15 protein-coding genes and 1 tRNA gene are annotated in these 12,799 nt (G+C 61.1%); 1 reads left to right on the plus strand and 15 read right to left on the minus strand.

What is annotated here, in order from left to right; genetic code table 11:
• Nucleotides 1-75 precede the first annotated feature (75 nt).
• From RYH70_RS14225 to aspS, 15 genes are all read right to left on the minus strand, one after another.
• A tRNA-Lys gene (locus RYH70_RS14225) sits at nt 76-151 on the minus strand.
• A 64-nt stretch (nt 152-215) separates the two neighbouring features.
• Nucleotides 216-902 carry a 7-cyano-7-deazaguanine synthase QueC gene (gene queC / locus RYH70_RS14230; RefSeq protein WP_063140258.1) on the minus strand — a complete coding sequence of 229 codons (687 nt, stop codon included), beginning with the start codon at nt 900-902 and terminating at the stop codon, nt 216-218.
• A 32-nt stretch (nt 903-934) separates the two neighbouring features.
• Nucleotides 935-1,576: a 7-carboxy-7-deazaguanine synthase QueE gene (gene queE, locus RYH70_RS14235; RefSeq protein ID WP_022996139.1), complete on the minus strand. Its 642-nt coding sequence runs from the start codon at nt 1,574-1,576 to the stop codon at nt 935-937.
• 180 nt (nt 1,577-1,756) lie between these two features.
• Entirely contained in the window at nt 1,757-2,482 is a 726-nt protein-coding gene (ybgF, locus tag RYH70_RS14240) for a tol-pal system protein YbgF (RefSeq protein ID WP_233918259.1), read from the minus strand.
• A 72-nt stretch (nt 2,483-2,554) separates the two neighbouring features.
• Nucleotides 2,555-3,127, minus strand: a complete 573-nt coding sequence (pal, locus tag RYH70_RS14245; RefSeq protein WP_022996141.1) for a peptidoglycan-associated lipoprotein Pal — start codon at nt 3,125-3,127, stop codon at nt 2,555-2,557.
• 143 nt (nt 3,128-3,270) lie between these two features.
• A complete protein-coding gene (tolB, locus tag RYH70_RS14250; RefSeq protein WP_022996142.1) occupies nt 3,271-4,548 on the minus strand; it encodes a Tol-Pal system beta propeller repeat protein TolB in 1,278 nt (425 codons plus the stop codon).
• Nucleotides 4,545-5,414 (minus strand): TonB family protein, encoded by an 870-nt coding sequence (locus RYH70_RS14255; RefSeq protein ID WP_080531314.1) that lies wholly within the window; start codon nt 5,412-5,414, stop codon nt 4,545-4,547. The genes tolB and RYH70_RS14255 overlap by 4 nt, the downstream gene beginning before the upstream one ends.
• Nucleotides 5,411-5,836, minus strand: a complete 426-nt coding sequence (gene tolR / locus RYH70_RS14260) for a protein TolR (protein ID WP_022996144.1) — start codon at nt 5,834-5,836, stop codon at nt 5,411-5,413. Before tolR ends, RYH70_RS14255 begins: the two co-directional genes overlap by 4 nt.
• 30 nt (nt 5,837-5,866) lie before the next feature.
• Complete coding sequence (gene tolQ, locus RYH70_RS14265) at nt 5,867-6,553, minus strand: protein TolQ (protein ID WP_014995558.1); 687 nt, start codon at nt 6,551-6,553, stop codon at nt 5,867-5,869.
• Complete coding sequence (ybgC, locus tag RYH70_RS14270) at nt 6,546-6,989, minus strand: tol-pal system-associated acyl-CoA thioesterase (protein ID WP_022996145.1); 444 nt, start codon at nt 6,987-6,989, stop codon at nt 6,546-6,548. The genes tolQ and ybgC overlap by 8 nt, the downstream gene beginning before the upstream one ends.
• Complete coding sequence (gene ruvB, locus RYH70_RS14275) at nt 6,982-8,010, minus strand: Holliday junction branch migration DNA helicase RuvB (RefSeq protein WP_022996146.1); 1,029 nt, start codon at nt 8,008-8,010, stop codon at nt 6,982-6,984. Before ruvB ends, ybgC begins: the two co-directional genes overlap by 8 nt.
• An 83-nt stretch (nt 8,011-8,093) precedes the next feature.
• Complete coding sequence (ruvA, locus tag RYH70_RS14280) at nt 8,094-8,696, minus strand: Holliday junction branch migration protein RuvA (RefSeq protein ID WP_055099910.1); 603 nt, start codon at nt 8,694-8,696, stop codon at nt 8,094-8,096.
• Nucleotides 8,693-9,211 (minus strand): crossover junction endodeoxyribonuclease RuvC, encoded by a 519-nt coding sequence (gene ruvC / locus RYH70_RS14285; protein WP_026949694.1) that lies wholly within the window; start codon nt 9,209-9,211, stop codon nt 8,693-8,695. The genes ruvA and ruvC overlap by 4 nt, the downstream gene beginning before the upstream one ends.
• A gap of 135 nt (nt 9,212-9,346) precedes the next feature.
• Nucleotides 9,347-10,081 (minus strand): YebC/PmpR family DNA-binding transcriptional regulator, encoded by a 735-nt coding sequence (locus RYH70_RS14290; RefSeq protein ID WP_022996149.1) that lies wholly within the window; start codon nt 10,079-10,081, stop codon nt 9,347-9,349.
• Between the two features lie 37 nt (nt 10,082-10,118).
• Complete coding sequence (gene aspS / locus RYH70_RS14295; RefSeq protein ID WP_022996150.1) at nt 10,119-11,882, minus strand: aspartate--tRNA ligase; 1,764 nt, start codon at nt 11,880-11,882, stop codon at nt 10,119-10,121.
• A gap of 399 nt (nt 11,883-12,281) precedes the next feature.
• Here aspS and RYH70_RS14300 point away from each other — a divergent pair, with 399 nt between their 5' ends.
• Nucleotides 12,282-12,659, plus strand: a complete 378-nt coding sequence (locus tag RYH70_RS14300; RefSeq protein ID WP_022996151.1) for an HU family DNA-binding protein — start codon at nt 12,282-12,284, stop codon at nt 12,657-12,659.
• Nucleotides 12,660-12,799: the final 140 nt, after the last annotated feature.

The following is a 12,799-nucleotide window of genomic DNA, read 5'->3' on the forward strand; positions in this document are numbered from 1 at the left end:
AACGGCCCATAGAGTGACAGCCACGACGGCGGCCCCAAAAAAAAAGGGCTGCCTGGCGGCAGCCCTCTTGGAAATTGGTGGGTCGTGTAGGATTCGAACCTACGACCAATTGGTTAAAAGCCAACTGCTCTACCAACTGAGCTAACGACCCGTCGAACGAGGCGCAAATAATACGGATTTATTTCGACATGACAAGGGGGGAGCCGGGATTTTTTTCATGCTCCCTGATACTTTGTCGGATCTTTGACCAATGCTTCCTCAAAGCCCTGGCGGCGCAGCCGGCAACTGTCGCAGCGTCCACAGGCCCGCCCCTCTTCGTCGGCCTGATAACAGGACACCGTGAGACCATAATCCAGCCCCAGCCGGGTCCCTTCCCGAATGATATCCGCCTTGGACAAATTCATCAGCGGCGTAGCGATACGGATCGGATGCCCTTCCACCCCGGCCTTGGTAGCCAGGTTGGCCATGTTCTGAAACGCTTCAATGAACGCCGGCCGGCAATCCGGGTAGCCGGAATAATCCACCGCGTTGACACCGATATAAATAACATCGGCTTCCAGGACTTCCGCCAGTCCCAGCGCCAGCGACAGAAACACCGTGTTGCGCGCCGGCACATAGGTCACCGGAATGCCGTCGCCCTCTTCTTCCAGTACGTCTTCCGGCACCGCGATGTCATGGTCGGTGAGCGCGGAACCGCCGATGTTTCCCAGCCCCAGTTCGATCACCCGGTGAGACTCCGCGCCCAGAGCGCGGGAAACCCGTTCGGCGGCGTCCAACTCCGAGCGGGTGCGCTGGCCATAGTCGAAGGCGATGGTGTGACAGCGGTGCCCGTCGGCCCGCGCCATGGCCAGACAGGTGGCGGAATCCAGCCCCCCGGACAGCAGTACCACGGCGGTGCTCATGTTGTGTTCTCCATCATCGCGGCTCCTGGGGCTCAGCGCCCCTGAGCATCATTCCACAGTAATTTATGCAGTTGAATCTGGAAGCGTACCGGTAAGCGGTCCCGCACGATCCAGTCCGCCAGGTCGGTCGGTGACAGCTGCCCCTGTACCGGCGAGAACAGCACATCGGACACCCGCCGCGCCAATTGATGCTGATCAAGCATGAAGCGGGCCCAGTCGTAGTCGCGACGGTCCGCCAGCACGAACTTCACCTGATGGTTCGGCCGCAGCAGCGGAATGTTTTCCAGCCGATTATTGTGCTGCTCACCAGAGCCCGGCGCCTTCAGATCCATCACCACCGAGACCCGCTCGTCCACTCCGGCGATATCCATGGCGCCGCCGGTTTCCAGGCTCACCTCATAGCCCCGGTCGCACAAAAGCGTCAGCAGCGGCAGACAGTTGGGTTGCGCCAGCGGTTCGCCGCCGGTCACCGTGACATAACCTGCTCCGTAGCCATCCACGGTCTCCAGAATATCGTCCAGCGACCATTTCTGCCCGCCCTGAAAAGCGTATTCCGTATCACACCATACACAACGCTGGGGACAGCCGGTCAGCCGCACGAAGACGGTGGGCCGTCCCACACTGCGGGCTTCTCCCTGCAGAGAGTGAAAAATCTCGGTGATACGCAGTTCCACTGTGGCTCCTGAGCGGCGGCGAATACGGGTTGCGCCGCGGCTCTTCATATTCATTGTTGGCGGATACGGATGGCCGCCCGGAACAGGGCGGAATCACTCGGGGTCGGGATCAGGCCCCGGAACGGCGCGCATTCTAACACAGAGAAGGCGCCGGGGGCTCCCCGGCGCCGGGCGGGCGGTTCAGTTGCCCAGTTGCTTGAGCATGGCTTTGGCCAGCTCGGCCTCGGAGGAATCCGGATACTGTTTGACCAGGCGATTCAGAGTGTCGCGAGCCTGGACGGTACTGCCACCCCGCGCCTGCAGGCTGGCCAGTTTGTACAGGCTGGTGGGCGCCCGGCTGTGATCCGGATAATCGTCCACCACCTTGGAGAACTGTTCCCGTGCCTGGGTCAGTCTTGGCGATTTCAGATTGGAATAGGCTTCACCCAGCCAGAAATGGGCCTGCGGACGATAGCGGCCATTCGGATATTCTTTCAGATAGGCTTCCAGGGCTGGTACGGCCCCTTCGAAGTCACGGTCCAGCAATTTGCGCTGGGCGTCATTGTAGGCCTGGCGATCGGCTTGTGGGTCCACCGCCGGCTCACCGCCTTCCTCTCCATCCCCAGTGGCGTTCTCGTCATCGGCCGAAGCCGGCGCGGTACTCTCCGCCAGGGCATTGATTCGGGTATCCAGGTCCAGATAGCGTTCGCGCTCGGCGGCTTTGAGCCGATCCAGTTCGTGACGCAGACGCTCTATCTGACCCTGTAAATCCTGAAGCTGTTCCTCATACTGCTGCATTTGCTGCATCAGCATGATCACGCCGTCGTTACCGCCAGTGGATTCCGCGGCGACGGTGCGGGCACCGCCCCGTGAACCGCCGCGGTCCTCCACGGACAGAGGGCCGGTCTGCGCCTGCGCAGTAATCACGGCCCCCGCAAGCAGGGCACCGATGAACCCATGTGTTCCGAGTCTATGGATGGCCTGCTTCAACATCATGGCTTACGGACGGCCTGCCACGTAGTTCAGCTCAACGCGACGGTTTTTCGCCCAGTCCATTTCGCTGTGACCGAAAGCGGCGGGCTTCTCTTCACCGTAGGACACCACTTCCAGCTGGGAAGAGGATACGCCCTGAACGCGCAGGAACTTCTGTACCGCCTGGGCACGACGCTCGGACAGAGCCACGTTGTACTCACGGGTACCGCGCTCGTCGGCATGGCCTTCCAGACGCAGCTTGGCGTTGGCGTTGTTCTTCAGGTAAGTCGCGTGAGCGCGCAGGGTTTCGAAAGCAGCCGCCGGAACGGTGTTGCTGTCGAATGCGAAGTAGATCACACGAGTATCGGTGGTGCCGTCGTAGTTGGACGGATGGTTATGGAAGTTATCCGCGGTCAACGGAACGCTGCTGGTGTCAGGGCGGGTGGACTCGGGACGCTGAACCGGCTGAGTGGTACCGGTCTGGGAATCCATGCCGGAGGTGTCCGTGGCGGACGTGTCCTGCTCGGTGGGCGTGCTGGAACAGGCGGCAAGAACGCCGGCCAGAATGACGGCAAACAAAGGATTGACGAATGAACGCATGACAAAACTCCTGATTAATTTCCTGTAATTTCGAACACTGAGACCCGTTTATGGAGAAACCTCCGCATCCGTCCCCGGCCCGTCAGTGACAACGCTGACGCGTGGCTCACCCTGGGCCGGACACCTGAGATGCGAGGCAGCATCTACAGAAACGGCGACCAGGCCGGTTCCCTGACTTCCCCTTCCTTCGACGGCAGCTCTACCTTGACTCTGCCATCGATGGATACGGCCTCCAGGACCCCCGTGCCGCGACGTTGCGTACCGTAAATTACCATACTTCCATTAGGCGCAACACTGGGCGACTCATCCATATTGGTCTGAGTCACAATATCGAACGTACCCCGCTGCAGGTCCTGCACACCGACGTTGAAACTGCCGTTGCGACGGTGTACGTAAACCAGATACCGGCCGTCCGGGGTGACATCCGGACGGGCGTTGTAATTGCCCTCGAAGGAGACCCGCCGGGCGGACCGGTCGTTGATGTTAAGCATGTAGATCTGCGGACCGCCGGAACGGCTGGAAGTGAACACCACGTGCTCGCCGTCGGGCATCCAGCGCGCCTCGGTATCGATACCGTAGTTGTCCGTCAACCGGGTCAACCCGCCGCCATTCACATTCACCATATACAGTTCCGGATTACCATCCTTGGACAGGGTGATCACCAGCCGCTGACCGTCCGGTGACCAGGACGGAGCGCCGTTGATGCCCCGCTCCCGGCTGACCACGGAACGCTGCCCGCTGGCCAGATCGTGAACGTAAATGTTCGGTTTGCCGTTGTTCTCGAAGGAGACATAGGCGATTTTGCTGCCATCCGGTGACCAGGACGGGCTCATGATCGGCTCGGCACTGGACAGAATGGTCTTCACCCGATGACCGTCGGCATCGGCGTACTGCAGTTGATAAGGCAGCTTGGCGCCACGGTTATGGGTGACATAAAGGATCTTGGTGGAGAAGGCACCAGGAATGCCGGTGAGCTCTTCATAGATGCGATCGGAGATGGCGTGGGCCACGTCACGCAATTGCGCTTTGGTGGGACTGTAGCTTTCACTGAACAGTTCACGCTGGCGGCCCACGTCGTACAGGCCATAGGTCACTTCGTAGCGGCCGTCGTCCCGCGGCTTGGTATGGCCGATCACCAGGTACTCCTGGCCGAGCACGCGGAAATCCCGGTAGATGATCGCGTCCTTGGTGTGCGGCCGGCTGAGCATGTTCTTTGCCGGCAGCGGCTTGAACTGACCACTGCGGTGCAGGTCCGCCTCGACAATGGCGGACACCTGCTCCGGTGCCTCGTTGTCGCCGTCAAAAGGCACGATGGCGATCGGCACCGCATCCACCCGTCCTTCGGTCACCTTGATCAACAGCTCGGCCCGCGCGGCCACCGTCAGTGTCGCCAGGACCAGGGCCAATATCAGTCGCTTCATTTGGCATCTCCAGGTTCGAATTCGAGCACAAGCGTTCGGAACGCTTCAAAACCGTCACCTTTCGGCACCGGCAGGGGGCTGGCCAATTGCACGCCCTTGACCACGGAATCATCGAAGTCCGGGTAACCGCTGGACTTCACCACATCCACATTGACCACATCCCCACCGGGAACCATACGGATACGCACCCGGGTACGGATGTCGTTCCGGTTACGGTAGTTGCCGGGAATGCGCCAGCGTTGGGCCACCGCCGAGGAGATGGCGTCAATATAGCTGGCGGTTTCCTGTTCCACTTTGCTGTCCGGGTCACCGCTGCCGGGGTTCTCCTGGTCCTGCTTCTTAGCCTGACGAGCCATCTCCAGCCGTTCCTGAGCCAGCAGTTCCTCCATGTCCGGCTGCTCGAATTTGGGCGGCGGCTCCGATTTCGGCTTCGCATCCGCTTTGGGTTTCGGTTCCGGTTTCTTTGGCTCCGGCTTGGGTTCGGGCTTCGGTTTCTGCTCGGATTTCGGTTTGGGTTCCGGCTTCGGCTCAGGCTTCGGCTCAGGCTTCGGCTCAGGCTTCGGCTTAGGCTCCGGCTTCGGTTCCGGTTTCGGCTTGGGTTCCGGTTCAGGTTTCGGTTTCGGTTTCGGTTCAGGCTGCGGCTCTGGTTTGGGCTGCGGCTTGGGCGCCGGCTTCTCTTGCTTGGGCTCGGGACGAGTGGGCGCCGCCGCCCGCTCGGTCTGATCGGTGACCACCGCCATCACATGGGGAGGAATCTTCGGGGGACGGCGCAGCTCCGGCTCGGAGGTCCAGGTAAACAGCACCATTCCCAGCACCAACAGGTGCAGGAACAGGGACAGCCCCGCGCCTACCCCACGGTCACTCATGGCAACTCCGCTGGGTCGGTCACCAGGCCCAGCTTGGTGACACCGGCGCTTTGCAGCTCCGACATCAGTACCACTACCTTGCCATAGGGCACGTTCTGATCACCGCGCACCAGGAACAAGGTTTCCGGTTTCTCGTTGTGAATGGCGGTGACCCGCTGGGTCAAGGCTTCCAGGTCAGTGGCGGCTTCACTGTCGTCGCCGACATTAATGTAGTAACCGCCATCGGCGGCCACCGCGATCATCACCGGCTCGTCATTTTCCGTCGGCAGCGGCGCGCTGTTGGCCTGGGGCAGGTCCACGGAGACCCCCTGAGTCATCATCGGCGCGGTGGCCATGAAGATCACCAGCAGCACCAGCATCACGTCGATGTAAGGCACCACGTTCATCTCCGCGGCCAGCTTCCGCGGAGTATGCCTGCGCATACCTGAAGAAGGTCGGTATCGGGCCACGATCTACTCCTCCCGGCTATGGGCCTGACGGTGGAGAACGGCGGAAAACTCCTCGGCGAACATTTCGCAGTTGCCCACCAGGGAGTCAGACAGAGAAGCGTAGCGGTTGTAAGCCATCACCGCCGGAATCGCCGCGAACAGGCCAATCGCGGTAGCCACCAGCGCCTCGGCGATACCCGGCGCCACCACGCTGAGCGTGGCCTGGGTCACATTGGCCAGGGCGCGGAAAGAATGCATGATGCCCCACACCGTGCCGAACAGGCCGATGTAAGGACTGGTGGAACCCACCGACGCCAGGAATGGCAGATAACGGGACAGCCTCGCCTCTTCCCGCTGCAGCGCCACGCGCATGGCCCTCTGGGCACCGTCCATCACCGCGTCACTGTCCCGGGAAGTCTTCGACAACCGCACGAATTCCTGGAACCCGGCGCGGAAAATCGCCTCGGTGCCAGAGTCCGGATTGGATTTCTTGCGCACCTGGTTATACAGGCTGGCCAGATCACCGCCGGACCAGAATTTTTCCTCGAACGCCTGCCCCGCTTTGCGCGCCCGGCTCAATACCCGATAGCGGGTAACGATCACATACCAGGAGAACAGGGAGGCGAACAGCAGCACCAGCATTACCGCCTTCACCACCGGCCCGGCATGCAGCACCAGGGAGGCAATGGACATGTCGGAGGCTTCAATCATTGGCCCGTTCTCCTCGATATTCGGCCTTGAATCTTTGGTACAGGGGCGCCGGCAACGCTTTCGGGCGAATACCGTCGGCACTGACGCAGGCTATTTTGATTTCCGCTTCACACAGAAGCTGATCTCCGCGGCGCACCTGCTGGGCGAACAGCAGCGTCGCCTTCCCCAGGTGGCGCAGTCCGGCGCTGACACCAAGGGCGTCATCGATACGCGCCGGACTGTGGTAGCGTACCTGGCAGGAATGCACCACGAACTGATAATTCTCCTCGGACAACCCGTAATGCTGGTAGCCCAGGGAGCGCAAATATTCGGTACGGGCCCGTTCCATGAATTTCAGATAGTTCACGTAATAGACGATACCGCCGGCGTCAGTGTCTTCGATATAGACCCGAACCGGTAGGACAAAGTCCTGATCCGTCGAAGATTTTTCAGTCATTAAACAAATCTCCATCACTCCCAGGACGGCGCAGCCCGAAGTGGCGCCAGGCGTGATTGGTCACCTGCCGGCCCCGCGAGGTGCGCTGTATGAAACCCTGTTGAATCAGATAGGGTTCCACCACTTCCTCAAGGGTTCCGGCGTCCTCGTTGAGGGCCGCCGCCAACGAGTCCAGCCCCACTGGCCCACCGTCAAACTTATGCATCATCATGTTCAGCAACCGCCGGTCGGTGCCATCCAGACCGTGGCTGTCCACCTCCAGCATATCCAGCGCCGCCTCCGCTACCGGCCCGACGATGCGGCCATCGCCTTTTACCTCGGCATAGTCCCGCACCCGGCGCAGCAGCCGGTTGGCGATCCGCGGCGTGCCCCGGGCGCGGCGCGCCACTTCCCGGGCACCACTTTCATCCACGGGAATGGCAAGGATGTCGCAGGAGCGGGCGACGATACGGGACAGGTCGTCGACGTTATAGAATTCCAGCCGCTGCACGATACCGAAGCGGTCACGTAACGGCGCGGTAAGCAGGCCGGCGCGAGTGGTGGCGCCAACCAGGGTGAATGGCGGCAGATCCAGTTTGATGGAACGGGCCGCCGGCCCTTCGCCGATCATGATGTCCAACTGGAAGTCTTCCATGGCGGGATAGAGGATCTCTTCCACCACCGGCGACAGGCGGTGAATCTCATCCACGAACAGCACATCGCCCTCTTCCAGATTGGTGAGGATGGCGGCCAGATCCCCGGCTTTTTCCAGCACCGGGCCGGAGGTGGATTTCAATTCCGAGCCCATTTCCCGGGCGATGATATGGGCCAGCGTGGTCTTCCCCAGCCCGGGCGGTCCGAAAATCAAGGTGTGATCAAGCGTCTCGCCGCGCCCGCGGGCGGCGTCGATGAAAATTTCCAGCCGCTCCCGCACCTTGGGCTGCCCGTTGTAATCGGCCAGATTGGCGGGCCGGATCGCCCGGTCATGCTGCTCTTCCCGGGGGTCCGAAGCGCTGGAGGAAATCAGGCGATCGTTGTCCATGGTGACATTACACCTTCTTTAATAGAGCAATAGAGCCAGAGCATCGGCCTTGATGGTGCGGGGGCATCACTCTTTACAGGACATCACTTTGCCAGCCCCCGCAGAGCCCGGCGAATAAGACCTTCGCTGGTCTCCTCCCCGGCCTCCGCCGCGCGGGCCACCGCCGCCACCGCGTCCTTGTTGCGATAGCCCAGGGCTTCCAGCGCCGCCACCGCGTCGTCACGAACGCCATTGGCGCCGCTCTGGGACACCAGTCCCGGCGGCATCGCCGGCGCGCCTTCCAGCTTGTCCAGGCGATCGGACATCTCGATAACCAGACGCTCGGCGGTTTTCTTGCCGATACCCGGCACCTTCACCAGGGAGCTGGTGTCCTGATCACGGATACAGGCGGCCAGCCGATCCGCTTCAATGCCGGAAAGAATCGCCAGCGCCATTTTCGGACCGACACCATTTACCTTGATCAGGCTGCGGAACAGTTCGCGCTCATAACGGCTGTTGAAGCCGTACAGCAGCTGGGCGTCCTCACGCACCACGAAATGAGTATGCAGCGTCAACGAGGCCCCGATTTCCGGCAAGTCATAGAACACCGTCATCGGCGCTTCCACTTCGTAGCCGACACCGCCCACATCCAGCAGCAGCCAGGGCGGGCGTTTGTCCAGCAGTTGTCCTTTGAGTTGTCCGATCATCGTATCCGTCTTCGTCGTACCGCGCTGGCACCGGCGATGCGTGCCAGCGATACGCGCATGTGCGCATGACACAGGGCGATGGCCAGAGCATCGGCGGCATCCGCCTGCGGGCGTTTGTCCAAACCCAGCAAATGCCGGACCATTTCCGCCACCTGAACCTTCTCGGCGCCGCCACGCCCCACCACCGCCTGTTTCACCTGGCGGGCGGAGTACTCGAATATTGGCGCGCCACTTTGCACCAGAGCCGCCAGCGCGGCGCCCCGGGCCTGACCCAGCTTCAGCGCGGAATCCGCGTTGCGTGCCATGAACACCTTCTCAATGCTGATTTCCGCCGGCTGAAAGCGTGTCAGCAGTTCGGTCAGCCCGGTGAAAATCTGTCCCAGGCGCGGCGCGATATCCTCACCGCTGGTACTGATGGTACCGAAGGTCAAAGCGCGGCTGCGATTACCCTGTTGCTCGATGACACCGTAGCCGGTGTGCCGGGAGCCTGGGTCGATACCGAGCAAAATGGTCATAGAGTCCAGCCGATTCTCATAATAAAAAGGCAGGTAGCCGTTTACCTGCCTCATATAACCTTTCCGCTGTTCTTATGTCCAGTATCGCGATCCTTTCCCGCATGGCCCTTCCCATGGATAGGACCGCGATATCGTTTATTCCTGTTGCGGCCACTCAGCGTTGGTATAGACGTTCTGTACGTCGTCCAGATCTTCCAGGTGGTCGACCATCTTGCCCACGGTCTCGGCGGTGTCGGCGTCCATCTCCGCACTGGTGGATGGATGCATGGTGACCTCGGCATCCACCGGCTCCAGGCCACCCGCCTTAAGCGCGTCGACCACGTCACCGAAGCTGCGATCCGGAGCGGTCACCACCAGGAAACTGCCGTCGTCGTTTTCTTCCACGTCCTCGGCGCCGGCTTCCAGAGCCAGTTCCATCAGCTTTTCTTCGTCCACGCCGGGCTCGAAGAAGATTTCGCCGCGCTTGGTGAACAGAAACGCAACCGAACCGCTGGTACCAAGATTGCCACCAAACTTGGAGAAGGCATGACGCACTTCGGCCACGGTGCGATTGACGTTGTCGGTCATGGTTTCCACCAGCACCGCCACGCCACCCTTGCCGTAACCTTCGTAGGTGATCTCTTCCATGTTGGCGCTGTCGTCACCGCCGGCGCCACGTTTGATCGCCCGGTCGATGGTATCCCGGGTCATATTGTTGGTCAGCGCCTTGTCCACCGCCGCCCGCAGACGCGGGTTATCGTTGATCTCGCCGCCGCCCATGCGGGCGGCCACGGTGATCTCTCGAATCAGCTTGGTGAAGATCTTACCGCGCTTGGCGTCCTGAGCCGCCTTGCGGTGTTTGATATTGGCCCATTTACTATGACCTGCCATTGAGGCCCCCTTTCCTTGATATTCCTGTGTTGTTCTTTCAGCTGTCCGCCTTGCGAACGCTGATGCCCACTTCACGCAGCTGCTGATTGTCCACCGGAGAAGGCGCGTTGGTCATCAGGCAGGCCGCGGTCTGGGTTTTCGGGAACGCAATCACTTCACGAATCGAGTCGCTGCCGGTCATCAGCATCACCATGCGGTCCAGGCCGAAGGCCAGACCGCCGTGAGGCGGTGCACCGTATTTCAGCGCGTCGAGCAGGAAACCGAATTTCTCCCGTGCTTCCTGTTCGTCGATACCCAGCGCCTCGAACACGGTCTGCTGCATATCCGGGCGATGAATACGGATGGAACCGCCGCCCAGTTCGGTGCCATTGAGCACCATATCGTAGGCCCGCGACAGCGCGCCTTCCGGGTTGCTCTTCAGTTCTCCGGGGTCGCACTTGGGCATGGTGAACGGATGGTGCAGCGCATAATAGCGGCCGTCTTCTTCCTCGAACATGGGGAAGTCCACCACCCACAGCGGTTTCCAGTCGCCCTCGGCCAGACCACGCTCATGACCGACCTTGACCCGCAACGCCCCCATCGCTTCATTGACGACTTTGGCCTTGTCGGCACCGAAGAAGATCAGGTCGCCAGTGGCCGCCCCGGTCCGTTCCAGGATGCCCTTGATGGCGTCCTCGGTGAGGAATTTGAGAATCGGGGATTGCAGCCCTTCGGCGCCGGCGGCCAGGTCGTTGACCTTCACATAGGCCAGCCCCTTGGCGCCGTAGATACCGACGAACTTGGTGTATTCGTCGATTTCCTTGCGGGACAGATCGGCGCCACCAGGCACTTTCAGCGCCACTACCCGGCCTTTGGGATCCTTGGCCGGGCCGGCGAACACCTTGAACTCCACGCCGTCCATCAGATCGGCGATATCCACCAATTCCATCGGCACGCGCAGATCCGGCTTGTCGGAACCATAGCGGCTCATCGCCTCGGCGAACGTCATGCGCGGAAACTCGGGCAACTCCACATCCAGCAACTCACGGAACAGGGTACGGGCCATGCGCTCGGCCACGCCCATGATGTCTTCTTCCTCGACGAAGGAGGCTTCCAGGTCGATCTGGGTGAATTCCGGTTGACGGTCGGCGCGCAGGTCCTCGTCGCGGAAGCACTTGGCGATCTGATAGTAGCGGTCGAAACCGGCCACCATCAGCAACTGCTTGAACAGCTGCGGGGACTGCGGCAGCGCGAAGAAGCTGCCGGCATGGGTACGGCTGGGCACCAGATAATCCCGCGCCCCCTCCGGCGTGGCCCGGGTCAGCACCGGGGTTTCCACGTCCATGAAACCTTCCTTTTCCAGGAAAGCGCGCACCGCGTGCGTCAGCCGGGAACGGAACTGGAAACGCTGCAGGGCTTCCGGTCGGCGCAGATCCAGATAGCGGTATTTCAACCGCACTTCCTCACCAGCGGCGGAATACTCGTCCAGTTCGAACGGCGGCGTCTGCGCTTCGTTGAGAATGGTCAGCGCCTTGCCCAGCACTTCGATATCGCCGGTGGCCATGCGCGGATTACGCACCGCTTCGTCACGCAGCCGCACCCGGCCGGTGATTTTCAGCACGTATTCGCCACGAACTTTGTCGGCCAGGGCAAAAGCGTCCACCGTGTCGGGATCGAACACCACCTGCACCAGACCAGTGCGGTCACGCACGTCCAGGAAAATAACCCCGCCGTGATCGCGACGGCGATGTACCCAGCCGCACAGTTCCACCGTCTCCCCATCATGGGAGGCCCGCAAATCACCGCAATAATGGCTTCGCATGTCCACAGTCCAGTCTTGAGTTCGTTTTGGCCGGTCCCGGCCCATCACCGGCAGGGCCCGAAAAAGGCGGCCTAGTATAGCGATTCAGCGGCGGCCGGGCCATGCCATCCGGCGCGCGAGGGACCATCCGGCGGGTTTGCCGGAAAGCCGGGTACCCGCTTCACCGTCGCCCAATTTCGGTGCCGGTGTTGCCGTGAATCTGTAAAAAGCCGCCAAAGCACGCCAAACACCGCAAAAAATAGGTACCGGACGCCTTGTACGTCGGGAAACGTTGGCATATAACTGACTGCGCACCAGCTCAGTCGTGCCTCTGAGTCAGGCAGTCCAGGGGTACCCTGACAGGGAAGCAACTAAACAACCTTCTCCAGGAAGTCATCAAACACAGGGGTAAACGATCCTATGGCTGCAAAGAAAAAAGCGGTGAAGAAAACCGCCAGCTCCACTCCCAAGGCCCGAGCCGTGAAAGCCATCGCCGAGCCGATGACCAAAACCCAAATCGTTACTCAGATCAGTGAAACCACCGGTCTCACCAAAAAAGACGTCAATGCCGTCTTTGATGAGCTGGCCGTGGTCATGGAAGGTCATCTGAAGAAGCGCGGCGCTGGCCAGTTCACTCTGCCGGGTCTGATCAAAGTCGTCACCCAGAAGAAACCGGCGACCAAGGCCCGCAAGGGCATCAACCCTTTCACCGGTCAGGAAACCACCTTCGCGGCCAAACCGGCCCGCACCGTGGTAAAAATCCGTCCGTTGAAAAAGCTCAAGGATATGGCGGGCTGATCCGCTGGCCTGGCCGGGAACACCTCGCGGCCAGGCTTTCTCCCTCCCCCCTTCCCGCCCGTTCCGCACAGCAGATGCGAGTCGCCGTACAACCCCCTATAATCCCCCGCCCCCCGGAGCCTATTTTAACTCCGTACCCG

The organism is Alloalcanivorax xenomutans (assembly GCF_032810065.1).
GTDB lineage: Bacteria > Pseudomonadota > Gammaproteobacteria > Pseudomonadales > Alcanivoracaceae > Alloalcanivorax > Alloalcanivorax xenomutans.

What these genes read in the sequence shown, in the direction of transcription:
- queC (WP_063140258.1), bottom strand. Translation starts at nt 902, where the DNA reads ATGAGCACCGCCGTGGTACTGCTGTCCGGGGGGCTGGATTCCGCCACC.
- pal (WP_022996141.1), bottom strand. Translation starts at nt 3,127, where the DNA reads ATGCGTTCATTCGTCAATCCTTTGTTTGCCGTCATTCTGGCCGGCGTT.
- tolB (WP_022996142.1), bottom strand. Translation starts at nt 4,548, where the DNA reads ATGAAGCGACTGATATTGGCCCTGGTCCTGGCGACACTGACGGTGGCC.
- RYH70_RS14255 (WP_080531314.1), bottom strand. Translation starts at nt 5,414, where the DNA reads ATGAGTGACCGTGGGGTAGGCGCGGGGCTGTCCCTGTTCCTGCACCTG.
- tolR (WP_022996144.1), bottom strand. Translation starts at nt 5,836, where the DNA reads ATGCGCAGGCATACTCCGCGGAAGCTGGCCGCGGAGATGAACGTGGTG.
- tolQ (WP_014995558.1), bottom strand. Translation starts at nt 6,553, where the DNA reads ATGATTGAAGCCTCCGACATGTCCATTGCCTCCCTGGTGCTGCATGCC.
- ybgC (WP_022996145.1), bottom strand. Translation starts at nt 6,989, where the DNA reads ATGACTGAAAAATCTTCGACGGATCAGGACTTTGTCCTACCGGTTCGG.
- ruvB (WP_022996146.1), bottom strand. Translation starts at nt 8,010, where the DNA reads ATGGACAACGATCGCCTGATTTCCTCCAGCGCTTCGGACCCCCGGGAA.
- ruvA (WP_055099910.1), bottom strand. Translation starts at nt 8,696, where the DNA reads ATGATCGGACAACTCAAAGGACAACTGCTGGACAAACGCCCGCCCTGG.
- ruvC (WP_026949694.1), bottom strand. Translation starts at nt 9,211, where the DNA reads ATGACCATTTTGCTCGGTATCGACCCAGGCTCCCGGCACACCGGCTAC.
- RYH70_RS14290 (WP_022996149.1), bottom strand. Translation starts at nt 10,081, where the DNA reads ATGGCAGGTCATAGTAAATGGGCCAATATCAAACACCGCAAGGCGGCT.
- aspS (WP_022996150.1), bottom strand. Translation starts at nt 11,882, where the DNA reads ATGCGAAGCCATTATTGCGGTGATTTGCGGGCCTCCCATGATGGGGAG.
- RYH70_RS14300 (WP_022996151.1), top strand. Translation starts at nt 12,282, where the DNA reads ATGGCTGCAAAGAAAAAAGCGGTGAAGAAAACCGCCAGCTCCACTCCC.